The sequence below is a fragment of the Pseudomonas sp. S04 genome, assembly GCF_009834545.1.
In the GTDB taxonomy this organism is placed as follows: Bacteria; Pseudomonadota; Gammaproteobacteria; order Pseudomonadales; family Pseudomonadaceae; genus Aquipseudomonas.
In genome coordinates, this window is record NZ_CP019427.1 from 2,887,347 (window position 1) to 2,911,191 (window position 23,845).

Below are 23,845 nucleotides of genomic sequence, written 5' to 3' on the forward strand. Positions count from 1 at the left end.
GTGAACCTGACCCTGGCCCAGCGCTTGCCGCCGGACCTGCAGCCGCTCGCAGCGCGGATGCGTGTGGTGCCCGGCAGTGAGGCGCCCGCGCTGAGCCGCTGGTTGCAACCGGACATGCTGGCGCCGGTGTTGGCGCGTTATGCCCGGCATTGGCCACAGGCGGATCCGCGAGCAGTTGCATCGCAATGGCACCAGCAGCTCTGCGCGCTGATCCTGCCACCGCTGCTGCTGGCGCGCCTGCTGTATGCCGAGCCTGTAAGCCTGGACCCGCAGCAGTTGCGTATCTGCGTGAGTGAACAGGGCGAGCCTGACGAACTGCATGTCCCGGCGTCAGGGCCGGCGCTACTCAACTTGGGCAATGGCGCACGCCAGCTGGACGCGTTCGATGAGCAACTGCTGCAGCCTTTCGTCAACCGTTTTGCCGCCCATACCGGGCTGTCGCCGCGCCTGCTGTGGGGCAACGTGGCGCTGTGTATCGACTGGGTCATGGAGGTGGCCCAGGGCTGTGTGCCAACCCGCGCGCTAGGGGAAGCGCGGGCGCATTTTTGCAGCAGCCACCAGGGGCAGGGTAGCCAGGCCTTGCGCAGTGCCTTGCGTCGCGACGCCGCTGGAGCGGTCAAGCGCCGGGTCTGCTGTCTGCGTGAGCGCCTGGGGTTCGAGCGGTGTGCGGCCTGCCCCCTGGCCACACGCCAAGCCCCATCCAATATGCCAACAAAACTATAAATCCATAGGGAACATCATGAGCGTTCATCCACTGAATCAACCGGCACAGCGCCTGCGTCGCTGCATCGCCGCCGCTACTCTCGGGCTTGCCATGGCGGTGGCGGTCCCGGCGCTGGCCGAGCCTGTGCAGATCAACATCCCGGCCAAGTCGCTGTCCTCGGCCTTGTACGAGCTGGGCAACCAGGCAAAACTGCAGATTATCTACAATCAGGACACCGTCTCCGGCCTGCGCAGCCGCAGTGTGTCCGGGCAGATGGAGCCCGAAGAAGCGCTGCGCCAGTTGATCCAGGGGACCGGCATCGCCTATCGGATCGAAGGCAATCATGTGACCTTGCAAGGCAGCTCCGACGATGCGGCGCTGACCCTGCCGGTCAGCAGCGTGGTCGGCCAGGCGTACAGCTCGGTGAGCGCCGATGACGGCTATGTGGCCAAGCGCGCTTCGGCGGGGACCAAGACTGACACGCCGATCATCGAGACGCCGTACTCGGTGTCGGTGGTGACCCGTGAGCAGATCGAAGCCCAGCAACCCAAGACGGTCTCCCAGGCCCTGCGCTACACGCCGGGGATCAACGCCGAACTGGCCGGCCCGCAGTTCGTCACCGACCAGTTCACCATCCGTGGCTTCCAGCAAGGCACCGGGCGCATGCTGCGCGACGGCACCCGCACCTTCCTGCCCGACTTCCTTGGCTGGGACGCCCCCGAACCCTATGGCCTGGAGCGGATCGAAGTCCTGCGCGGTGCCAGCTCGGTGCTCTACGGTGCTTCCGACCCCGGTGGCCAGATCAATCTGGTGAGCAAACGCCCGACCACCGAACCGCTGCGTCAAGTGCAGTTGCAGATGGGCAACCACGACTACCAACAGACCGCCTTCGACCTCGGCGATGCGCTGGATGAGGAGGGGGTGTGGAGCTATCGCCTGACCGGCCTGTTCCGCGAAGCCGATGCCCAGGCCGACCACATCACCAATCGTCGCGAGTACCTGGCACCGGCCATCAGCTTTCGTCCCAACGACGATACCGAGCTGACCGTGCTGGGCGAGTACCAGAAGCAGACGGGCAACTTCGCCAACCCATTGCCCGCCCAAGGCACGGTATTTCGCGACCCGCGTGGCCGCCTGGATCGCGATACCTACGTCGGCGACAGCGCCTACGACTACATGACCAACGAGAAGACGTCGTTGGGTTATGTGTTCGAACACGACCTGAACGAGATCTGGACCCTGCGCCAGAACGTGCGTTACAGCGACTACCGCCAGTCCAGCTCCGAGATTGCCTTGTACGGCCCGGCGGGCGACGTCTACTCGCGCTACAACGACCAGCGCAAGGGCGACGGCCGGCTGTTCACCATGGACAACCAGGTCCAGGCCAACTTTGCCACGGGGCCGGTGGAGCACACCTTGCTCACCGGGGTCGACTACAACAACGGCAAGTTCAACCAGGACCAGTCGCTGGACTTCATCCTGCAGCCGTTCGACGTGTTTAATCCGGTCTATGGTAAACCGCTGACCCTGGTCCCGTTCAGTGCCTCCAGCTATGAGCAGAAACTGTCGCAGACCGGCGTGTACCTGCAGGATCAGTTGAAGATCGACAAGTGGGTGTTCCTGCTCGGTGGTCGCTACGACTGGGCCAGCAACCAGAAGGACGACCGCGCACCGCAGACCCAGAAGGATGAGAAGTTCAGTGGTCGTGCGGGCCTGGTCTACCTGTTCGACAATGGCTTTGCACCGTACGCCAGCTACAGCGAGTCGTTCTTGCCAGTAATGGGCATGACGCTGGACAACTCGCAGCTCGACCCGGAAATCGGCAAGCAGTACGAAGTCGGCCTGAAGTATGAGCCGCCAGGCAGCAACAGCCTGTACACCGTCGCGGTGTTCGACCTGACCAAGCAGAATGCCACCGAGTACGTCAGCGGCTTCGCACGCCAGGAAGGCGAAGTTCGCTCCCAGGGTGTCGAGTTGGAAGCCAAGACCGAGATTACCCAAGGCTTCAATCTGATCGGCAGCTACACCTGGAACGACGTCGAGGTCACCAAGTCCGACGTCGGCAACAAGGGCAATACACCGTTCCGGGTGCCGGAGCACATGGCGTCGATCTGGGGCGACTATATCGTCCAGGGCGGCACGTTCGAAGGGCTGCGCCTGGGCGGCGGTGCCCGCTACGTGGGCAGCACCTTCGGCGACTCGGCGAACAGCTTCAAGGTCGACAGCTACACCGTGGTCGACGCCTTGGTCGCCTACCAACTGGGCAAGGTCGATGCCTCGCTCGACGGTATGGAAGTCTCGCTCAACGCCTCGAACCTGTTCGATAAAGAATACGTGGCAGGCTGCTACAGCAACGTTGGCTGCCAGTACGGCCAGCAGCGGACCGTGTATGGCACGGTGAGCTACAACTGGTAAGTCTCTTGGGACTGGGCCGTGCTTGATTGCACGGCCGTATACCGTCTGCTCAGAGACGATCCGGATGCCAAAGGTCCGGTACGCTGCGCTTATCCCTCTTCGTCGCTCCCCACTGCTCGTTCTTCGAATGCGTAGCGCACGGCTTCCACAACGCGTTCCGCCCGTTCAGCGTCGTCGAGTTGCGGATACGTTTTCTTCAGTTTGCCAGATACCCGCCAGCCATTTTCCTTGAGTGAACGAATGATCCGGTTCGCGTCCTGATCCGGCATTTCCAGCACTTCTTTGAGCCGCTCCTGGGCGTGCTGGAAAATGACCAGCACCCGGGCTTCCTCGGCCATTTCGGTACGGACCGTGTGCGCAACGACCTGCGCCGTGTACAGCACGTGTTCGGTCAAGTCGGGATAGCGCCATGCGAATTGCGCGTCGTCGTAATCATCGAAGACCAGGTTGCTCGTGGTGCCGTCCTCGTAGTCGACTAGTTTTGCGAACCGATGGGACGATGCGTAGCGTTGCATGAACGGCCGCGAAAATACCTCCAGCGTACGATCGTAGCGCGCCCGCAATTCAATCGAACTCGTGATGGTGGCTGATACCGGGAGGATCACGCCATCGGGCATCGCCTTATCGCGGATCAGGGTGTCGTTGATCAAAAATCGATGGATTCGACCATTACCGTCCCGCATCGGATGGATATACACAAAGGCAAAGGCGATAGCTGCTGCCCGGGCCAACGGCTCGGCACCCCGTGTTGCCAACTCGAATGCCTTCAGGCCATCGAGCAGTTGTGTTAACAACTCAAATTGCGGCGCAATGTAGTGCACGATGTCCTCGCGCATGGTCGCCTGGCCCACGAAAACCGGCGAGCGCCGCAGGCCAAGTCCGAAGGCCTCATGACCGAGGATGCCGGCTTGTAACGTGTGCAGGCTGTCGTTGCTCAATGGATCCTTGATATGGCCACAGTACTTGGCGATAACGTGGGCAAACCGCTGGATCCTGTCGGCCTTGTCGGCCTCTCTTTCAATCAGAAAGCTTGCGCGCGACTCCTTGAGTGTCAACCAACTGGCCGTGCGTATCAGGATGTCGGCGCCGAAGGTTTGGTTCAGCTCGCTTAATGCCGCAGCCAAGTCAAATTGCAGCGCTTGTTGCACGGCTTCGGTACGGCGGATCAAGGGGGAGAATTGCGGTACGCCGGGAAGATTGTCGTTGATGCGCCAGCGCCGTATCCGCAGGGGCTCAACGCGGGTCAGGTAGTGTTGCGGTGAAACGGCATCGATATAGCCGCCATTGGTGACGTCTGGCACAGCAAGTTGCTGACCGGTCAGCCACTCGTAGAGGAATCCGGTGCGGCGGGCATACTGACCAAAAGGCGCTTGCTGGCACCAGGCTTCGATGGGCTTGGGGCCAATCACCGCAAACAGCCGGGCGAAAAACTCAAGGTGAACTTCTTCGTACTTGAGCCCAAACTCAAAATGCCCCGCGAAATCATCTGCCGGCTGATAGCTCGCAGGATACTTGCGTTCGACATGTCCATCGCTCTCGCGGCTCATTCGCGTCGTACCGATTACCGACTCAACCCGTAAAGGTTGTGCAAGCGCAATGCCGTAGCGGTCGGCGAGTACCTTGAAGCCTACTTGCATTGTCGAATCCTCTACTGAGCACACAAAAATGATATCCAGAATCGCATCGTACGCGAAAACGTTAATTTCCTAATCGCGAAAATGCTAATGCGTACTTTAATTTGATAACAAATTGACGAGTTTAGACGAAAACGATAACTCGCAGAGCCCCGCGCTTGGACATTCGCCTTGCAGGCGAGTGTCAGGAAAGCCCAAGTCTGAGGGGCGTCCTACTGCTCAAGCATCAAGCTGCGCCACACAATCACTGGCGGTGCAACGGGCACAACGTCTGGTTGCTGTTTCTGCAACTCTAGCGGAGTCACCACCGGCGATGACTGCTGAAGCGGCAAAGGTTGCGCAGTGTCTGCGGTCGATTCATCGATAGGCGCCTTGGTCAATTGAGGGTCACTACCACCTTGCCCTTAGCGCGTCCCTGCTCGACGTACTGCAATGCCTCGGCCGTGGATTCAAAGTCGAAACAGCGGTCAACCACAGGCTTGATGATCCCCGCCTCGATGAGTGCGGTGATGTGTTGCAGTTGGGCGCCATTGGCCCGCATGAACACGAACCCATAGCTGACGTTCTGCTTGCGTGCCTTGCGCCGAATACCCAGGCTCAGCAGGCGCATGATTTGTTGCAGTGGCCAGGACAACCCTTGCTCCTGCGCGAACTGTGCAGTGGGTGGCCCGGAGATGGAAATGAGTTGGCCACCGGGCTTGAGGACCTTGAGTGACTGCTCCAGTACGTCGGCGCCGAGGCTGTTCAACACCAGGTCATAGTCGTGCAGGACACTTTCGAAGTTCTGCTGGCTGTAGTCGATCACCACATCGGCCCCCAGCGCCTTCACCCATTCGACATTGCGGGTGCTGGTGGTGGTCGCGACAAAGGCGCCGAGGTGTTTGGCCAGTTGGATGGCGAGGCTGCCGACACCGCCGGAGCCCGCGTGGATCAGCACTTTCTGGCCCTGTTTCAGTTGTGCGGTTTCGACCAGCACTTGCCAGGCCGTCAGCGCCACCAAGGGGATGGACGCAGCCTGTGCCATGCTGGTATTGGCAGGTTTCAGGGCGATCGCGTTTTGGTTAACCGCGATCAATTGAGCGAACGTCCCGATCCGCGCTTCGGGCGGGCGAGCATAGACGTGGTCTCCCGGTTTGAAACGCGTCACTTGCGAGCCAACCTCCACCACCACGCCCGCCAGGTCATTGCCCAGTATCAGCGGAAATGCATAGGGCAGGATCAGTTTGAATTCGCCTTTGCGGATCTTCGAGTCCAGCACGTTGACGCTGCTGGCGTGCACCTCGATCAACACATCCTCGGCGCCCACCGTGGGGGCGGGCGCTTCGCCAATGCGCCCGGTGTTCTTGCCATAGCGATCAATTAAAAATGCCTTCATCGTTGTGTGGCTCTTGTCGATTGCAATAAGGGTGGGCGCAGGGTTTGCGGCGTTGCCGTTCGCTACAAAACAATCACGCCGGGTTTTGGTAGCGCTGGGCAACCGCAGACTGGCGGATCTGCTGCAGCAGGCCCTGGCGTGCGGTCTGCAGGCCATCCCAGCGCTCAGCTTCCTGCAGCGGCGGGATAGTCACCGGCTCACGCCGATCAAAACCGACCAGTGCGGCATCCACCAGGTCGCCGACTTCCATGATTTCATTCAAGGTGTTGATGTCGACGCCGGAGCGATCCCAGATCTCCGTGCGGGTAGCGGCCGGCAGCACGGCCTGCACATAGACGCCCCGAGGCGAAAGTTCCAGGCTCAGGCCCTGGGAGAGGAACAGCACAAACGCCTTGGTCGCACCGTAGACCGTCATGCCGAACTCTGGCGCAAGGCCCACCACCGAACCGATGTTGATGATTGCACCATCGCCGGCCTTGGCCAGGCGCGGAGCGATGGCGCTGGCGAGTCGCACCAGGGCCGTGATGTTGAGGGCGACCAGTTGCGCAATGCTCTCGGTGCTTTGCTCGATGAAGTGGCCGGACAGCGCTGCACCGGCATTATTGACGAGGATGCCGATACGGGCGTCGTCGCGCAGTCGGGACTCCACGGTTGTCAGGTCGCCGAGTTGGGTCAAGTCCGCTGGAATGACATCGATGGCGACCTGGTGTGTGCTGCGCAACCGGGCTGCCAGTGCATCCATGCGAGCCTGGTCGCGGGCGACCAATACCAGGTCGTGGCCGCGTTGGGCGAAACGTTCGGCGTAGACGGCGCCAATGCCGGTGGAGGCGCCGGTGATAAGAACAGTAGGACGAGTGCTCATGGGGTCATATCTCTTGCAGGATGGGTGATGACAGCAAGCGCGATCACTGATGCTCAGCTTGCGCTGGCGCTAGATTCAGCCAATGTCGGGTAGTCGATGTAGCCCGCCGAGCCGCCGCCATAGAGGGTGGCGGGATTGAAGGCGGACAATGGCGCGCCACTGCGCAGGCGTTCCACCAGGTCCGGATTGCCAATGAACGGGCGCCCGAACGCGATCAGATCGGCCTGGTCTGCGGCGACCTGCGAAGTCGCCAGGTCCAGGTCATAGCCATTGTTGGCGATGTAGGTGTCTTTGAAGCGCCGGCGCAGGGCGCCGAAATCGAAGGGCGCCACATCACGCGGGCCACCGGTCGCGCCTTCGACCACATGCAGGTACACCACGCCGAGGGCGGCGAGTTGATCGACGACGTAATCGAATTGCGCCTGCGGATCGCTGCTGGAAACGCCATTGGCTGGCGACACCGGCGACAAGCGCACGCCAGTACGATCCCTGCCGATTTCATCGACGACGGCGGCCGTCACCTCGAGCAACAGGCGCGCACGATTTTCGTTCGAACCGCCGTAGGCATCGGTGCGCACGTTGGCGCTGTCCTTGAGGAACTGATCAAGCAGATAGCCGTTGGCGCCGTGAATCTCAACGCCATCGAACCCGGCGGCGACAGCGTTTGCCGCGGCCTGGCGGAAGTCGGCGACGATCCCCGGTAGTTCGTTGATGTCCAGTGCGCGCGGCTCGCTGACGTCTTCAAAGCGGTTATTGACGAATACTTTTGTCGCGGCGCGCACTGCCGAAGGGGCGACGGGGGCGGCGCCGTTTTCCTGCAGGTCAACGTGCGACACGCGGCCGACATGCCAAAGTTGCAGGAAGATTTTTCCGCCCTTGGCGTGGACGGCAGTGGTCACTTCACGCCAGCCCTCTATTTGCGCCTGCGTGTAGATCCCGGGGGTGTCCTGATAGCCCTGGCCTTGCTGGGAGATCTGCGTCGCTTCGCTGATCAGCAGGCCTGCGCTCGCGCGCTGGCTGTAATAGGTGGCCGCGAACTGGCTTGGCACCAAGCCTGCGCCTGCGCGGTTGCGGGTCAGTGGCGCGAGGACGATACGGTTCGACAGCGTAAGGGTGCCGAGGGTGTAGGGGGTGAACAGATTCTGGTCGCTCATCTGGTATGTCTTCCGTGCCCGTTGATGGAGGTCGGTGGTGCGTGCAATTAGGATGATGATCGAAATCTAAACTGTCAATGGTTTTGATTATGATCAACATCTATGTATCATTGCGGGCATGACTTCCCAATGCACATGAGGTATTGCACGTGAGAGTGACCAAGGCCCAGGCGCAGGCCAATCGGGAGCACATCGTTGAAACGGCCTCCGAGCTGTTTCGTCAACGCGGCTTCGACGGCGTCGGTGTGGCGGATCTCATGGCGGCCGCCGGCTTCACCCACGGCGGGTTCTACAAGCATTTCGCTTCGAAAGCCGACCTGATGGCCGAAGCCTCGGCTTGCAGCCTTGCCAAATCCCTGGCGGCTGCTGAAACGCTCGATGTTGCGGGCTTCATCGACGTCTATGTGACCCGCGAACATCGCGATGGACGCGGCACGGGTTGCACCATGGCGGCGTTGTGTGGCGACGCGGCGCGTCAAACGGATGATTTGAAAGCGACGTTTGCCGAAGGGATCGAGCACACCCTGCAGACACTGGGGGAGAAATACCCGACGAGGCCGGATGCCGCTGCGGATGAGGGGAGAAAGAAGATGATCGACCTGCTGTCCCGTGCGGTCGGTGCGATTGTTTTGTCGCGTGCCTGCCCGGATGACTCCGCCCTGGCGGATGAGATCCTGGAGGTGTGCCGCGCGCAAATGTTTGCTTCGTTGTCGCTCAACGAGGTTGAGGCGCAGTAGGGGGGCGCATCAACCACCACCCCACAGGCATTAACGTTGGGGGAGGTGTTCCAGGCGAGTTGCGGATGTGTTCGACAAACTGACCGGCTACTCAACTAAACTCGACCAGAGCTGCTCCTGACATCGCCTGGTGAGACTTCATGATTGCCCATACCCCCACGCTTTTTGCCTGTGTCGCCTTAGTAGCTACGATCATGGCGTTTTGTCTGATATTGGTCGGCCAGTTCAACCAGCGTGACGGCTTGCTGACCATTGGCTTTGGTTTGCTAGCACATGCCCTGGCTTACGTTGGATACACCTTATACGGCCATGCCCCGTTGTGGTTGACCTACGGGGTGGCGAACACATTGCTGGCGGTGGCCCTGGCTTTCTACGGGGCCAGTGTATTTCGGATCGTCGAGTTGCCCGTCGCCTGGTGGCAGATCTTCGCGCCGGCTGCATTGATGTTGGTATTGATGGCGAGTCTGATCGACACCCTGGAGCCGCGCATGCTCGCCGCCACGCTGGTGTTGATGGTGCAGTGCGGCCTGATCATCTACTGGACGCGCCGCTACGTCCCCGCTCAAGGGCGTGCGCGCATGCTGTTGATCATCGGCTCGAGTATCAGCCTGATCGGTTTGGGCATGCGGGTGCCCCGAAAACGCTGTGGCGGTTCTGGACGAGTTGCGCGCTTCGGTGGCTGAGTCACCGGCTCGGTTCGGTCAGGCAACCATCTCATTGCGCATCAGTGTGGGGGTGTGCTGCGTGGTGCCAAATGAAGATGACAGCATGGCAAGCCTGCTTGAGCGTGCGGATGCAGCGCTTTATCAAGCCAAGGGGCAGGGGCGCAATACCTTATGTTTGGCACCGCCGCATGTGCAGCACAGTAAAACCAACCGCGTTCATATCATTGAGCATTGACCGCCAGCACAAGCTGATACTCAGTAACCGTCCGATCAGCACCCTCTCCTGACCGTTCTCCAAATTAGCCAAGATAGTGGACACCATTTTTTAGTGGACACTATCTTGGATATAGCTCCCGCTCGTCGCCCCGGTCGCCGCTCGAACTTCCCAACCGTATTCAAACGCAAGGTCGTCGAAGCTTCATATCAACCCGGCACTTCAGTGTCGATGATCGCTCGCGAGCACGACGTCAATGCCAACATGGTTTTTCGCTGGTGGCAGCAATACCAGGACGGCGCATTCGGTCCGGTCAGCCAGAGCGCAACATTCTTGCCAGTCGAGGTGATCAAAGCACCCATCGACTTGCCATCCGCAGCGCCGCTGCCGCAAGAATCCCATTCCGAGATCCTTATAGAAGTCGGAAAAGCCAAGCTGCGCATCACCGGCACACCTGACCCGCAGACCTTGCACCTCACCTTGCAGCAGTTGCTGCGATGATTTCACCTCCCGCTGGAACCCGTATCTGGATCGCCGCCGGCGTCACCGACATGCGCCGTGGCTTCGACGGATTGGCAGCATTGGTACAAACTCAGCTAGAAGCCGATCCCTTTTGCGGCCAGAACTTTGCCTTTCGCGGACGACGCGGTGGGGTGTTGGGCGGACGCTTACAATGGACCTTTGATAGAGTTCATTTGGCGATGATGTAGTGGTCAACTTTTTCCGGACACCTCAATCGGTGATTGTCAGGCTGCTTGTCGCTCATATTGATTGGGCGGTAAATAGCCCAGCGTCGAGTGCAATCGCCCCTCGTTGTAGAACCGCACGATGTAGTCCGTGATGTCCTTTATCGCTTCACCTTGGTTGGCGTAATCCTTCCTCCAAGTGCGCTCCATTTTCAGGTTCAGGAAGAAGCGCTCCATCACTGCGTTGTCCCAGCAGTTACCCTTGCGGCTCATACTGCAACGCATCCCGTTGCGCGTCAGCAAGGTCTGGTAGGCCGCTCCTGCGTACTGACTGCCCCGATCCGAATGGACGATCAAACCCGGCTCTGGCTGCCGTTGAGCAATGGCCAACTGCATGGCGCTGATCACCAGTTCGGCCCGCATATGGGGGGCCATGGCCCAGCCCACGATCTTGCGCGAGAACAGATCCATGACCGCTGCCAAGTACACCCAGCCGCTGCGCGTGCGGATATAAGTAATGTCCGCGACCCAGGACTGATTGATCTCGCCAGGGTTGAACTGGCGATTTAGAAGATTTTCAGCCACCGGCAAGTTGTGATTGCTGTTGGTTGTGTGAACAAACTTACGCTTCCAGACCGGGCGCAGACCTTGTTGTTTCATAAGACGGCGCACCTTGAAACGACCAATGGACAGGCCTTCTTTGCGTAATGCGCCCAGCACGCGACGACTACCATAGCAATGCTCTGACGCTTCAAAGGTTGCCTTGATCCTGGTCGCTGCCGGGCAGGCGGGCTCGGGTTTCAAGCGACGCTGTTGGGCCTCGTAAAGCCCGGAGCGACTGATCCGCAGCACCCGACAGACACGAGCCACCGGGTAGGCCTTGCGTTGTAATTGGTGAACCATCTGGTGGATCACTTCAATTCGCGGGCAAAGAAGGCCGTAGCTTTTTTTAGAATGTCGTTGTCCATTTTCAGCTCGCGAATTTGCTGTTCCAACTGGCGAATACGCTGTTGCTCGCTGGTCAACGGCTTGCCAATTCCCGGGCCACCCAATAGCTCGGCCCTGTATTGCTCAACCCAGCGGCGCACCGCCGTATCGCTCAGGTTCATATCAAGGCAGACCGAGTTCACACTCTGGCCTTGATCGACGATGAGCTTGCAGACATCAAGCTTAAAGGCGGCATCGAACTTTCTGTACTTTTTGGTCATGGTGACTCCTCAATGGATATAGTTTCCCCCATTGAGGTGTCCGGGGTCATTAGACCAGCTCATGATTATAGTTGACGTCGCAGTTCCCTAACCCGGTTCGGGGGGAAGCGCATCGTTTGTGTTGGGATAGCTTTAGAGTGGGAGTTGAGCTGCGTTGTTATTTGGAGTTTTTTTTCAAATTCAATATCAATTTTTGGCATTGAAAAATTATTGTAAAGATTCTGCAATTGTTGTCCCGGTGTTTTTTGGTAGGCTAGTTCCTGTAGGTTTGGTGTTGCTCTCATAAAGCTGCGATTGTTCCTCCCGGAAATTCTGGTTTGGATATTTATGAAGTCTCCATCACTGTTTACATGTTTATAATATAGTTGTTTGCCCTGGCTGTTTGTTATTTGTGTTTGCGTACTCCAATACTCTCCGTTTTTATTTAACTTTCTATGTACAGGTGTTGTTACTGTTCTCCATTGTTCTCCGTAACTTTCCATTGTCACCCATTGTTTGTTTGTGGTGTGAGTTGTGGTTTTTGTTGCTGTTTCAAATAGGGTCTCAGGGCCGCTTTTGTAGGTTGAAGATATATTGAGTTTACGCTTTGCGGAACGCATAAAGTTTAAAATTCCGGCCAAAATTTCATTTGGGGATCGTCCGCTGGAATCGTATTTGTTAATTGGGTCGCCCAAGCAATACGCATACGAATTTGTCCCTCCCTTCCCAAATGGACTCAAACTGTCCGGGCTGTTAAATCGCATCAACACCGGATTAAACGCCCTATACCCATTCCCCAATAAATAATGCCCAGTCACCGCGTCCGGCCGTTCGCCGTTAAAGCCCAGAAGGCTGGTCAATCCGCTTTCGGCCTGGTGATGGCCGTAAGGCGAGTAGGCGATGGGGTGTTGCTGTTGATCGGCTGTGACGGCATGCAGCACTGAGCGTTGCAGGTCAGTCGCCAGCAACGTGCCTTTAACGGAACCGCCCTGGTTCTTGTGTTGCGCCAGCAGGAGGTCGCTATTCTGAAAGACACTGAATCCAATCGCCCCCTGTATTTCAGTGGCCAAGCGGCTTTTGCAGTAAAAACGCTGATGAGCGGGGGCTTCCGGTTGAAGCTGGCTGATCAGGCGATCCAGAGGGTCGTAGCTGTAGCGGCAACGCAGAATGGGTTGTGTGGATTCCATGGAGGTCGCTCCAGATTCTCAAAGGGAGGGCGATTGAGTATCGGTCGGTCGGCCGCAGGTGGGTACTAGCAGAACTGATAGGTTCAGTGGTCTTTGCGGCGGGCGGGCAGTCCGGAGCGCCGCAATCCCTGTGGGAGCGCTTGCTCGCGATAGCGGTGGGTCAGCCACCAAGTATGTTTGCTGTGCTGATGTCATCGCGGGCAAGCTCACTCCGTCCGGGGGCTCCGCTGTATTGAAATTTAGCCTTTTTCTGAAGCCGCACAGGCTTGCTCAACACCCCCAATTACCGTCTTGGCAAAAGTTGGAAAGCTTCTTGCGGTAGCTGCCCCGAGCCTGCTTCAGGCGTCAAAAGTTTGCTTTAAAGGAACGGGGAAAACCGGTGGATCGCTCTCAGTTAACCCTGCAGCGCTTCCATGGAATCAAACTCCGAATACAACACCACATCGCAGGCATAATCGATCTTGCTATGGCCTGCACACTGCAAGCCTGGTAGACAAGAAAATGTATGTGCTCTAAGCGTTGTGCAGGATGAAGTCAAAATCCAGGGTGTAATAAAGCGAGTCGATCGAGTTCTCGTGCGGATCGATTCCACTCTCATGGCGAACCCAGTCTGCAATCAGGGACGAACGGACACCGAATACCGCATCCGAATCCAGATAGTCGCCACCCTCTCTGGTTGGGGCCATGGCGCCGATCAGGATACCAGCAAGGCGATTTTCAACGCGTACGTCGAAGCGGGCGGCAACTTTATCGATGGCGCAGACGTTTACCAGTTTGGGCAATCAGAAGAGCTGCTCGGCACCCTGCTGGAGGGGCGGCGCGAGAACTTCATACTCGCGACCAAATACTCCACGGGTGCACAACCAGACGCTAACCGGCTTGTCACCGGCAACAGTCGCAAGGCGATGGTGGCCTCGGTGGAGGCAAGCTTGAAACGTCTGCGCACTGATCGCATAGACCTCTACTGGGCGCATTGGCCGGATGATGTCACACCTGCCGAAGAAATCGTTCGAGGGTTCGAGGATCTCGCGCGGGCGGGCAAGATTCTTTACGCCGGTCTCTCCAACTTCCCAGCTTGGCGGCTGTCGCGGGCAGTCACCCTCGCCGAACTCACCCATGCGGTGCCGATCGCCGCAGCGCAGTTCGAGCACAGCTTGGTTCGGCGTGAACCTGAGGCTGATTTGTTTCCAGCCTCTCATGCGCTGGGGCTCGGAATCGTCACCTGGTCCCCACTGGGCGGGGGCATGCTGACCGGCAAGTATCGCAACGGGGAGAAGGGACGTGCCGAGGCGTTGGGTGGCAAGGTTTTTCAACCGGAGAACAGCGAGCATCGCACTAAGGTGCTCGATACAGTGATCGCGGTCGCTGACGAACTTGGTGTCAGCCCAGGGCAGGTCGCAATCGCCTGGGCGGGTACACATGGCTCGGTTCCCATCATCGGCCCTCGGTCCGTTACCCAGTTGACCGACAACCTTGGTGCACTGTCGGTCGAACTGTCGGCGCAGCAGATCAGTCGCCTTGACGCCGTTAGCAGTCTGCTTCCTTCGGCGACGGCAAGGACGCCCATTCCCTGGGCTACGGGTAATGCAAGTCACGCCGTTGCCTGATGTATTCGATACTCGACATACCCACTCAGGTGCACCTGGATTTTCTGTTGGGGGCCGTTATTCGTTTTAAGCGGAGCCCGAATCGCCCCCGCCAGCTACACAAAATCCTGTGCACCCTCGCAAGCCTTCGAACGTGCTTGCACCACCCCCGAGCCGGCTACAAAATCTTCTTTGCGCAGCGCCGTCAGGGCAATCAACGACATCACACCAGTGCCAATGTAGAAATACCACGGTGAGGTAATGTCGCCGGTTTGCTGGATCAACCACGTTGAAATAAACGGCGCGCTGCCGCCGAATACGGCCACCGGAACGTTGTAGGCCACCGCGATGCCGGTCGAGCGGATACGCGTTGGCAACAGTTCGCTCATGGTTGCGTAGGTCGACGAGGCGTACAGCCCGAAGGTGATCGCCACCGCCATCAACGGAAGGAAAAACGTCGCCGGCGTCGCGTCCGGCGCGGATTTGAAGAACCAGTACATCGCCAGCGTCGCCAACACCCCGACTACCATCAGGAATGGTTTACGCCCGTACTTGTCGGTGAACGCTCCCCCCAGCGGCATCACAAGGGCCGCCGACAGGCTGGCGATGAACACGTAAAACAATGTGGTGCCGCTGTCGAATTTCAGGATGCGTGACATGTAGGTCGAGGCGAACGTCAGCACCAGGTAAAAGATTGAACTGTGCAAGGTGATGATGAAAAACACCAAGGTAATTGCCCGCTTCCACTGCCAGACTTCACGCAAGGGTGCCTTCGACGTTTCCCCGGCCTTTTGCAGCGCCAGAAATTCCGGGCTGTCTTCCAGCTTGAGGCGGATGTACATCGAAATCAGGCCCATGGGGCCCGCGATCAGGAACGGAATGCGCCAGCCTCCGGCCTGCATCGTTTCGGCGCCGAGCACCCAGGTCATCCCGTTGGCGACAGCACCGCCCAGCACCAGCCCCAGCACGGCCGTCACCATCAGCCAGCAAGTGGAGAACCCGCGTCGACCAGGGCCCGCGTACTCGGAAATGAAGCTGGTGATGGTGCCAATTTCGCCTCCGGCCGAGAAACCCTGCACGCAGCGGATCAGCACCAGCAGGATAGGGGCCGCGATGCCGATGGACGCGTAAGTGGGCAGCAAACCCAGCAAACAGGTCGAGCCAGCCATCATGAACAGTACGGTAATCAGGGTTTTGCGACGGCCGATCTTGTCGGCCAGCGGGCCGAAAAACAGGCCGCCCAACGGCCGAATGAAGAAGCTCAACGCGAACGCGGCAAAGCTGCTGAGCAAACTGGTGGCGGGGTCATCCGACACGAAAAACGCCTGGCCGATGTACACCGCCAGAAAACCATACACGCCGTAGTCATACCATTCGATGAGGTGCCCGGACGTCGCACCGATAAACGCGCGGCGGCGCTGCCGGGCGAGATTGTGTTGTTGAGTAGCCATCGTCGTATTCCTGTCTTGTTTTTATTGATGGAAATTTCTATTGATGGAAACAGGCGCTTCACTGGGATGTAGCAACGCTCGCGGCCTCCTTGAGCCATTGGCGCAGGTCGGTTTTGAGGATTTTTCCGTAGCTGTTTTTTGGCAGCTCGGTGCGAAACAGGTATTTCTTCGGCTTCTTGAACGACGCCATACGCTCGATAAACCAGTGGTTGAGCTGACCTTCATCCAGGCTGCTCTGGTCACGGGCGACCACGAACGCCACTACCGACTCGCCCCAATCCGCGTCCGGCTCGCCCACCACGCACACTTCGAATACGCCCGGATGTGCTGCCAGCACCTCTTCCACCTCACGCGGATACACGTTGCTGCCGCCGGTGATGATCACGTCCTTGGAACGGTCAGTCAGGGTCAGATAACCCTGCGCGTCGAGGTAGCCGATGTCGCCAGTGAACAGCCAACCATCCACCAGGACCTCGCGCGTCGAGGCGTCGTTGCGCCAGTAACCGTGCATCACCGTTGCCCCGCGCACTGCGATTTCTCCGGGCTGCCCGGTGCCAAGGGTTTCGCGCGTAGCGCCGACGATGCGAATCTCGATGCACGATTGCGCCCGTCCCACTGACGATGCCAGGCGTGCCCAATCCGTATGATTGCGATCAGCGATCAGTTCCCGGGGCAGGGCGCTGACCGTCATCGGGCTTTCACCCTGGCCGTAAATCTGCACCAGCCGAGGGCCAAAGGTGTCCACGGCATTCTGCAAGTCCGCCAGGTACATCGGCGCGCCACCGTAGACGATGGTTTTCAGGCCTTCACCGGCATACCCTTGCTGGCGCGCCTGCTCGACCATGCGCTTGACCATGGTCGGCGCGGCGAACAGCGTCACATTGCCAAGTGAAGTGGCCAGTTCAAACAACTCGACCGCTTTGAATCCGCGAGACACTGGCACCACATGCCGTGCGCCGCAACGCACATGGATGAAGTTGTACAGTCCGGCGCCGTGGGACATAGGTGCGGCGTACACCACCGAATCACCTTCGTGCACCGGGTCGACATCGATCGGGTAACACAGCGACATCGCCATCAAGTTACCGTGGGATAACATCACGCCCTTCGAGCGCCCGGTGGTCCCCGAGGTATAGAACAACCAGGCCAGATCATCGGCATGCCGTGGGACCGGAGTGTTGGTCGGCAGCAACTCAATCGAGAATTCGATCATGTCGTTCAGCCCAACCCATTCCCTGCACCCTTCAGGTAACTGGGCCTGGTCAAACAGCGTGCCGTCGTCGGTAAAGATCAGCCGCGCTTGTGCGTTGTCGGCGATCCAGCCGGCTTCGTTGCGATGCAGTTTGCAGTTGATCGGCACCGCAACCGCGCCGACCCACCAGATGGCGTACAGCAGTTCCAGGTATTGACAGCAGTTTTTCATGAAGAGGGCGACGCGGTCGCCGGGCTGAATGCCGTGTTGCTCGCTGAGCGTCATGGCCCGCCGCTGCACGTTTGTGGAGAATTGCTGGTAATCGGCCACTTGTCGATCACCTTCGAACAACGCAGGACGCATCGGCGAGCGATGGGCCGCGTCATTCAGCCAATTGGCAATGTTCATGGCTATGCTCTCCGTGCCTGAAGCACCGAGGCGTAGTTGGCCACGGCCATTCCGCCCATGTTGAACAGCAGCCCGAATTCGGCGTTGGGTACAGCGATACCGATGGCCTGTCCGGTCAGTTGTCGGAAGGCCATGGCGTGCATCGACACGCCCGTGGCGCCCACTGGATGACCCTTGGCCTTGAGCCCGCCGGACAGGTTGACCGGAAGTCGCCCGCCGGCCTGCACGATGCCGTCATCCAGCGCGCGATGGCCTTGGCCTCTCGGCGCCAGCCCCATGGCTTCGTAGATCAGCAATTCGGCGATAGTGAAACAGTCGTGGACCTCGGCGAAATTGATGTCGGTCAACGGCACGTCCGCGCTGCGCAACGCGTTCTGAATTGCTCGCTGCGGACCTTCGAAGGCCAACAGGTCGCGTTGGGAGATGGGTAGGAAGTCGTTGACCTGGGACATCGAACGAATCAGCACTTCGCGACGAAACTGCTTGGCGCGCTTGGCTGAGGCCAACACGATGGCGGCGGCACCATCGGTGATCAGCGAGCAATCGGTCAGGCGCAGCGGCTCAGCGATGTACGGGTTGCTCTCGGACACCGTGTTGCAGTGCTCGAAACTCATCGCCTTATGCATCTGTGCCAGGGGATTGCTCAATGCGTTGGCATGGTTCTTTGCGGCAATCCTCGCCATCGACATTAGCGGGCTGTGGTAACGCTGTTGATAGTGCTGCGCCGCCAGGCCAAACAACTGCGGGAAGCTGAAGCCGGATTCCTCGATATCATTCTGATAGCCCGCACCGGCCAGGGCCTTGGTCACCTGTGCAGTGCTGTTGGCGGTCATTTTTTCAGCGCCAACCACCAATACCAAGTCTGCCGAGCCCGAGAGAATCGCATTGATCCCGGCCTGAATGGCGGCTGAGCCTGAAGCGCAGGCGTTTTCGCAACGGGTGGCTGGTTTGAAGCGAAGCGCAGGGTCCGCTTGCAGCACCAGGGAAGCCGGAAAACCGTCAGGGACCATGCCCGAATTGAAGTGTCCGAGGAAAATTGCGTCGATCTCAGATGCATCGACGGCCGCATCGGCGAGCGCTTGGTGGGTGACTTGCACGATCAGATCTTCGAGGGTCAAATCATTCAGTCGACCGAAACGGCTGTGTCCGGCGGCGACGATGGAAACGGTGTGGTTAGCCATTATTGTTTTTCCTTTGCGATTGCAGGCGTTCCCTACAATGGCCCACCGCAAAGTCTGATCGCTACTTCGTGCAACTACGTATAGGAGTGAGTAGCCGAACTGACCGATACTGGGCTCATACCCATAAAAAGCAGCAGGACTGCACGATGAAAGATCCACTGGAAGACCTTGAACGGCTGGCGTTTCAAGTGTCGCCGGCTCCCCAAGTGATCACCGGCAACCGCAGCATGCTTGATCTCAACGTGGCATTTCTTGAGTTGTTCGGGTTCCAGCGCGACGAGTTGATCGGCGAGTTGATCCTCAAGCTCTATCCCTCCCAAGCCGACTACAAGGCCATAGGCGAACGCAGCCTGAGCTGGCTACAGCACAGCAAGAACGGCTCCTATTCCGATGAGCGCTTCATGCAGCACCACAGTGGTGAAGTGTTCTGGACCAGGGCCAATGGCTACACGCTGACGCCGGATGATCCGTTTCAGTTGATGGTCTGGCATTTCGAGCGTATGGACCGCGTGTTTCACGCGACGGTCAACTTGACGCCGCGAGAACGGGAAATCTCGGCGCACATTGTCAACGGCCTGACCTGCAAGGAAATCGGCCGTAAATTGAACATTTCCCACCGCACTGTCGAAGTCCATCGGGCCCGGCTGATGAAAAAGCTCCAGGCCAAGAACAGCGCGGAGTTGGTGTCAAAGATCATTGTGCTGAATTGAAGTCGACGTCCTCCCAGCGCATCTGCACCAGTTTGCCGGCGCGACCCGTCAACAGAACCAGCAGGCGCATCGCGACGGCAACGCTGCCGCCGTTGCACTCCACCCAGCCGCGCCGAGCCTTAGCCATTTTGCGCTGGCGACGCAGCTGCGTAATGATCGTGGCGATGTGTTCGAGCGTGATCTTGAACTGACAACCTTCGGGGTTGGCAGTGATATCTGAGAGGCACTCCAATTTTCATCGGCTGCATGTTCACCGCTGCGCTTAAAGTCTCAGGCCGGTCTATCGATTCGCAGAGAGTGCGGTCGACGCTGTTCTCATCAATAAAAGATCAGATGAACAGCCTGCCCGACAACGCCTAAAGACTATCCGGATCTCCAAAAATGACATGACCGGTAACCAGCAGATTCTGCTCATCTAGTCGGTGCCGGACGCGCATCATCCGCAGCAACTTGCGTTCGCACTGCTTGCGCATTTGCCGGACCCGCTGCTGCTCTTCATTCAGGCAGCCGCTGTCTCGCTCCACCAGACGAAAATGCCTGGGCGTTTCCTGATGTAGGGTCAGGTGTGCGTGAATCAGTTGCCTGTGTCTGTCGCGTTTTGCCAGGGCTGCTTGTTCGATTCGCCCCTCGGTGGCCAGCAGCTCTTCGTAGAACTCCTCGATCACTTCGATCAGCAGGTGCTGCTTGCTGGGGAAATGGTGATACAGCGAGCCCGGGGCAGGTCGCGAGCTCGCACATACCGACTTGACCGAAACTCTTGCTGGCACAGAGTTCCAGCACCTTGTCCCGGTATTCGGCGAAGCGTGAGCAACTCTCAAGCATAAGCATGGAAGCCGCGCCGCGTTTTGCGTCCCAGGTAGCCGGCGGCGACCATCTCCTTGAGCAGTGGAGCTGGGCGGTATTTGCTGTCGTTGAAGCCGTCGTAGAAGGCTTCAAGGATTGCAAGCACGGTGTCCAGGCCGATCAGGTCGGCCAAGGCCAGCGGGCCGATCGGTTCCCAGTGTCAGTGGAATTGAATACGGAAGGATCAGCTTGAACGCGCCTGTTCTGATCTTTCAATCCAGCACGTTCACCCTTCAAGACTGCATTTTGAGGCTAAGGAAGGGCATATCACCACTGGTCCTCACGAATATTATCGTCGAATTCGGCCAGATAAACTCAACGGTTCTCGCATCTCAGACGACCCAAAATTGCCTGTGCATTTCTCCGAGCGCAATCCCCTCCGTCGAAATTTCACTGAAATTCACCATGATCAGCATGAACATTTCGCGAGCGCTTAAAAAGCGAAATGAATGCTCTATCGCATGTCGTTTCTGTTAATGAAAATGCGCAAAAAATACCCCTAGCATCTGCCTAACATGAACCATCGATTACTGATGCATCACGAAGCTAGGAGACCTACCGTGCGCTTTGTAAATCCCATCAAGCATAGTTTAAAGAGCGCCAAACCGACCGTTGGTTGCTGGCTGACGCTCGCGAGTCCTGCCGTCGCTGAACTGATTGCTCATTGCGGTTTTGAGTGGTTAGTCATCGATGCTGAGCACGGCCCTAGTGATACCCAGGATCTTGCGGCTCAACTTAGAGCAATTGATGCAGCGGCCTTTAACGGGGCAAGAGCCGTAGGTGCAGTGCGGGTCACTGCCAACGATCCTTCATTGGTCAAGCGCGCAATGGATTGTGGGGCGCAGACCATTGTTTTCCCAAACATAAACAATGCGACTGATGCAAAAGCCGCAGTGGCATCGATGCTATTCCCACTACCCGAGCAAAGTGGTGTCAGGGGCGTCGCAGGGATGGTAAGAGCAGGGAGCTATGGTTTGGACAGCAACTACGTCAAATCCGCAAACAACCAGGCTTGCGCCATTGTCTTGATCGAGTCAGTGGATGGGGTAGAGAACGTTGACTCTATAGCTGAAGTCGAGGGCGTGGATTGCCTGTTCATCGGCACAGCAGACTTGTCTACAAGTATGGGCTATCTGGGGCAGACCAGACACGATGACGTCAAGGCTGCAGTCGAGAAAGTCTTGACGGCAGCACGCAAGCACTCGAAGGCAGTAGGAATCTTTGCAACTTCGGTGGAAGAGGCCCGCCAATACAGGGAAAAGGGCGTGACGTTTATCGCGCTTCATTCTGATACGGGATGGTTGACCAAAGGGGCGACAGACGCTTTGGATGCTCTCAACTTGAAAAGATAATATCAAATTGATCATTGAGTGAGCTCATTGAGTAATGTTGTTTAATTTTATATTGGAGATAGTAAATGTCGATGTCAGATCGTGATGGGAAAATCTGGAAAGATGGCGAGTTGGTTGAGTGGCGTGAGGCCAATACTCACATTTTGACCCATACACTTCACTATGGCATGGGCGTATTCGAAGGCATACGCGCATACGAAACTGCGCGCGGCCCGGCAATTTTCCGCCTGAAGGAGCATATTTGTCGTCTCTTTAACTCTGCTAAAATTTTTCAGTTGGAAATTCCATTTGATGAAGAAACTGTACGTAATTCTTGTGTAGAAGTCATTCGCGCAAATGAGTACGACTCGTGCTACCTGCGGCCATTAGTATGGATCGGCTCAGACTTTCTGAGTATTGCGGCAAAGAACAATACAATTCACGTCGCAACAGCTGCGTGGCCCATGGGCTCTTACCTAGGAGAGGAAGGGATGGAAAAAGGTATTCGAGTTAAAACCTCCTCGTTTACCCGTCATCACGTCAATGTTTCTATGGTACGCGCAAAAGCTTGCGGTTATTACATTAACTCTATCCTAGCAAATCGTGAGGTTACTTCGCTTGGGTTTGATGAGGCTCTGTTGCTAGACACTGAAGGGTACGTAAGTGAAGGTGCTGGCGAGAATATCTTCATGGTCCGCGATGGGGTCGTTTACACCCCCGACTTGGCGTCCTGTCTTGATGGCATAACCCGTGATTCGGTTATGGTTATTGCCAGGGATTTGGGCTTGGAGATTAGGGAGAAACGAATCACTCGCGACGAGCTATATTGCTGCGATGAGGCTTTCTTTACAGGTACCGCTGCTGAGGTAACACCTATTCGTGAGCTCGATGGCAGGACAATTGGAGCAGGCTCGCGAGGCCCGATTACTCAGCAGATTCAAGAGATCTACTTCTCCGCTGTACGTGGCACTAATGAAAAATATGCTCATTGGTTGACTTATGTTGACAGTCGCATGTGAATCAGTATCCATCCCATAAAACATAGGAGGCTTCGAACAGGCTGAGTACAGGTGCACAGGTAAGTGCGAGCCGTCAGCAATGTCTAAAATAATAATAATCACTTTGCTTAATTAATACTGCTAGCCATCTATGTAATTCAGTCTTGGAGTCTCCATGAGAAAAATTAACGTTGTATCGATGATGATTGCCTCTGCTTTGTGTTCGGCAGTTGGGGCGGCACACGCTGAAACGATCAGAATTGCAATCGCTGGGCCCATGAGTGGGCCTGTTGCGCAATATGGAGATATGGTGGCCGCCGGTGCATTGACGGCCATTGAGCAAATAAACGCAGCGGGGGGTGTGAGCGGTAAAACATTTGAAGCTGTAATGATGGATGACGCTTGTGAGCCTAAACAAGCGGTGGCAATTGCTAACAAAATTGTAAGCCAGAATATAAAATACGTTATCGGTCACGTTTGTTCTGGCTCTGCAATTCCTGCGTCAGATATTTATGAAAATGAAGGTGTGCTGATGATAGCGCCCTCTGCAACAGCTCCACAGTTGACTCAAGGGAAAAGCCGCTCTTTGATTTTTCGAACTATTGGTCGAGACGATCAACAAGGCCCTGCAGCCGGCAAATACATAATCGAACGCGCCAAGCCTAAGCTGGTTGCTATTTTGCATGATAAGCAATCATATGGCCAAGGTATTGCTACTTCGGTCAAGCAGACAATTGAAAAAGCTAAAGTTTCTGTGGCAATGTTTGAAGGTATCAATGTAGGTGATTCTGACTATTCCTCCGTGATCACTAAACTCAAAGTCCTTGGCGTTGACTTTGTGTATTTTGGAGGTTACCACCCAGAAATGGGACTGCTTCTACGTCAGGCACGTGAACAAGGGTTGAAAGCTGTGTTCATGGGGCCAGAGGGCGTAGGCAACCAGGATGTCGCTGCTATTGCAGGAGCCGCTTCAGAAGGAATGCTAGTCACATTGCCTGCTGATTTCTCGGCCGACCCAGCCAACGCATCACTCAACAAAGCATTCACAGACAACAAGCGAGATCCAGGTGGCCCGTTTCAACTGTCCGCATACACCGCTGTCAAGGTAATTGGCGACTCTATTAGTGCCACTAAGAGTTCGGATCCAAATACAGTAGCACAGTACATGCACAGTAATCATTTTGCGACCCCAATTGGGAACATTGCATTTGATGCGCAGGGTGATCTCGAAGCATTCAAGTTTGTTGTATATGTTTGGCACAAAGATGCCACAAAAACAGTAGCCGAATAGGACTTTATCAATTTCGCCTCACTGTTGTTTAGTGA

General features: G+C 57.2%; 22 protein-coding genes and 2 pseudogenes. 12 read left to right on the plus strand and 12 right to left on the minus strand.

Annotated elements, in window-relative coordinates; all coding sequences use genetic code 11:
• Positions 1–723, plus strand: a complete 723-nt coding sequence (fhuF, locus tag PspS04_RS12865) for a siderophore-iron reductase FhuF (RefSeq protein WP_174244575.1) — start codon at positions 1–3, stop codon at positions 721–723.
• A 16-nt stretch (positions 724–739) separates the two neighbouring features.
• Positions 740–3,118, plus strand: a complete 2,379-nt coding sequence (locus PspS04_RS12870; RefSeq protein WP_159995675.1) for a TonB-dependent siderophore receptor — start codon at positions 740–742, stop codon at positions 3,116–3,118.
• A gap of 89 nt (positions 3,119–3,207) precedes the next feature.
• On the opposite strand, the gene PspS04_RS12875 is transcribed toward PspS04_RS12870, so the two are convergent.
• From PspS04_RS12875 to PspS04_RS12890, 4 genes are all read right to left on the minus strand, one after another.
• On the minus strand, positions 3,208–4,755 hold the full coding sequence (locus tag PspS04_RS12875) for a Fic family protein (RefSeq protein ID WP_159995677.1): 1,548 nt from the start codon (positions 4,753–4,755) through the stop codon (positions 3,208–3,210).
• Between the two features lie 373 nt (positions 4,756–5,128).
• Positions 5,129–6,127, minus strand: a complete 999-nt coding sequence (locus PspS04_RS12880; protein WP_159995679.1) for an NADP-dependent oxidoreductase — start codon at positions 6,125–6,127, stop codon at positions 5,129–5,131.
• A gap of 73 nt (positions 6,128–6,200) precedes the next feature.
• The gene (locus PspS04_RS12885; RefSeq protein ID WP_159995681.1) at positions 6,201–6,989 is read right to left on the minus strand and encodes an SDR family NAD(P)-dependent oxidoreductase; all 789 of its coding nucleotides are present in this window, start codon (positions 6,987–6,989) and stop codon (positions 6,201–6,203) included.
• A gap of 53 nt (positions 6,990–7,042) precedes the next feature.
• A complete protein-coding gene (locus tag PspS04_RS12890; RefSeq protein WP_159995683.1) occupies positions 7,043–8,143 on the minus strand; it encodes an alkene reductase in 1,101 nt (366 codons plus the stop codon).
• A gap of 149 nt (positions 8,144–8,292) precedes the next feature.
• Here PspS04_RS12890 and PspS04_RS12895 point away from each other — a divergent pair, with 149 nt between their 5' ends.
• The 5 genes from PspS04_RS12895 (at position 8,293) to tnpB (ending at position 10,469) form a co-directional block, all read left to right on the plus strand.
• Positions 8,293–8,880, plus strand: a complete 588-nt coding sequence (locus PspS04_RS12895; RefSeq protein ID WP_174244576.1) for a TetR/AcrR family transcriptional regulator — start codon at positions 8,293–8,295, stop codon at positions 8,878–8,880.
• Between the two features lie 140 nt (positions 8,881–9,020).
• Entirely contained in the window at positions 9,021–9,563 is a 543-nt protein-coding gene (locus tag PspS04_RS12900; RefSeq protein ID WP_413787311.1) for a hypothetical protein, read from the plus strand.
• Positions 9,556–9,780 (plus strand): GGDEF domain-containing protein, encoded by a 225-nt coding sequence (locus PspS04_RS28110; protein WP_442966635.1) that lies wholly within the window; start codon positions 9,556–9,558, stop codon positions 9,778–9,780. The genes PspS04_RS12900 and PspS04_RS28110 overlap by 8 nt, the downstream gene beginning before the upstream one ends.
• Positions 9,781–9,885: 105 nt before the next feature.
• A complete protein-coding gene (gene tnpA, locus PspS04_RS12905; RefSeq protein WP_159995687.1) occupies positions 9,886–10,260 on the plus strand; it encodes an IS66-like element accessory protein TnpA in 375 nt (124 codons plus the stop codon).
• Positions 10,257–10,469, plus strand: coding sequence for an IS66 family insertion sequence element accessory protein TnpB (gene tnpB, locus PspS04_RS12910; RefSeq protein WP_159995689.1), 213 nt, complete (start codon positions 10,257–10,259; stop codon positions 10,467–10,469). Before tnpA ends, tnpB begins: the two co-directional genes overlap by 4 nt.
• A 36-nt stretch (positions 10,470–10,505) precedes the next feature.
• Here tnpB and PspS04_RS12915 read toward each other — a convergent pair.
• Together PspS04_RS12915 and PspS04_RS12920 are read right to left on the minus strand one after the other, a co-directional pair.
• Positions 10,506–11,653, minus strand: a protein-coding gene (locus tag PspS04_RS12915) for an IS3 family transposase (protein ID WP_159995691.1) whose coding sequence is annotated in 2 segments (ribosomal slippage) — positions 10,506–11,398 and positions 11,398–11,653 — 1,149 coding nt in all. Because the reading frame shifts where the segments join, the coding sequence is not laid out codon by codon here.
• A 65-nt stretch (positions 11,654–11,718) separates the two neighbouring features.
• Positions 11,719–12,819 carry an RHS repeat-associated core domain-containing protein gene (locus tag PspS04_RS12920; RefSeq protein WP_159995693.1) on the minus strand — a complete coding sequence of 367 codons (1,101 nt, stop codon included), beginning with the start codon at positions 12,817–12,819 and terminating at the stop codon, positions 11,719–11,721.
• Between the two features lie 575 nt (positions 12,820–13,394).
• On the opposite strand from PspS04_RS12920, the gene PspS04_RS12925 reads away from it, so the two are divergent.
• Complete coding sequence (locus tag PspS04_RS12925; RefSeq protein WP_335929847.1) at positions 13,395–14,426, plus strand: aldo/keto reductase; 1,032 nt, start codon at positions 13,395–13,397, stop codon at positions 14,424–14,426.
• A gap of 95 nt (positions 14,427–14,521) precedes the next feature.
• Here the strand turns inward: PspS04_RS12925 and PspS04_RS12930 are convergent, their stop codons facing one another.
• Genes PspS04_RS12930 through PspS04_RS12940 form a run of 3 tightly spaced genes read right to left on the minus strand, consistent with a single transcriptional unit; the run spans position 14,522 to position 18,637 of the window.
• Positions 14,522–15,856, minus strand: a complete 1,335-nt coding sequence (locus PspS04_RS12930) for an MFS transporter (protein ID WP_159995695.1) — start codon at positions 15,854–15,856, stop codon at positions 14,522–14,524.
• A gap of 58 nt (positions 15,857–15,914) precedes the next feature.
• Complete coding sequence (locus PspS04_RS12935) at positions 15,915–17,456, minus strand: class I adenylate-forming enzyme family protein (RefSeq protein ID WP_159995697.1); 1,542 nt, start codon at positions 17,454–17,456, stop codon at positions 15,915–15,917.
• A gap of 2 nt (positions 17,457–17,458) precedes the next feature.
• Entirely contained in the window at positions 17,459–18,637 is a 1,179-nt protein-coding gene (locus tag PspS04_RS12940) for an acetyl-CoA acetyltransferase (protein ID WP_159995699.1), read from the minus strand.
• 146 nt (positions 18,638–18,783) lie between these two features.
• Between PspS04_RS12940 and PspS04_RS12945 the strand changes: the two genes are divergently transcribed.
• A complete protein-coding gene (locus PspS04_RS12945; protein ID WP_159995701.1) occupies positions 18,784–19,347 on the plus strand; it encodes a LuxR C-terminal-related transcriptional regulator in 564 nt (187 codons plus the stop codon).
• Here PspS04_RS12945 and PspS04_RS12950 read toward each other — a convergent pair.
• The 3 genes and pseudogenes from PspS04_RS12950 to PspS04_RS12960 form a co-directional block, all read right to left on the minus strand.
• Positions 19,331–19,579 (minus strand): hypothetical protein, encoded by a 249-nt coding sequence (locus PspS04_RS12950; protein WP_413787312.1) that lies wholly within the window; start codon positions 19,577–19,579, stop codon positions 19,331–19,333. The two genes, PspS04_RS12945 and PspS04_RS12950, sit on opposite strands and share 17 nt — an antisense overlap.
• Positions 19,580–19,727: 148 nt before the next feature.
• Positions 19,728–20,175: pseudogene (locus tag PspS04_RS12955) on the minus strand (TetR/AcrR family transcriptional regulator); the annotation flags it as partial.
• A pseudogene (locus tag PspS04_RS12960) lies at positions 20,162–20,344 on the minus strand (3-hydroxyacyl-CoA dehydrogenase family protein); the annotation flags it as partial. The pseudogenes PspS04_RS12955 and PspS04_RS12960, both read right to left, overlap by 14 nt.
• A gap of 406 nt (positions 20,345–20,750) precedes the next feature.
• Here PspS04_RS12960 and PspS04_RS12965 point away from each other — a divergent pair.
• The 3 genes from PspS04_RS12965 to PspS04_RS12975 all read left to right on the plus strand — a co-directional run bounded on the left by PspS04_RS12965 (position 20,751) and on the right by PspS04_RS12975 (position 23,810).
• On the plus strand, positions 20,751–21,542 hold the full coding sequence (locus PspS04_RS12965) for an HpcH/HpaI aldolase family protein (RefSeq protein WP_202982086.1): 792 nt from the start codon (positions 20,751–20,753) through the stop codon (positions 21,540–21,542).
• A gap of 65 nt (positions 21,543–21,607) precedes the next feature.
• Complete coding sequence (locus PspS04_RS12970; RefSeq protein ID WP_159995705.1) at positions 21,608–22,540, plus strand: branched-chain amino acid transaminase; 933 nt, start codon at positions 21,608–21,610, stop codon at positions 22,538–22,540.
• Positions 22,541–22,694: 154 nt separating this feature from the next.
• The gene (locus PspS04_RS12975; protein WP_159995707.1) at positions 22,695–23,810 is read left to right on the plus strand and encodes a branched-chain amino acid ABC transporter substrate-binding protein; all 1,116 of its coding nucleotides are present in this window, start codon (positions 22,695–22,697) and stop codon (positions 23,808–23,810) included.
• The last annotated feature ends 35 nt before the right edge of the window (positions 23,811–23,845 follow it).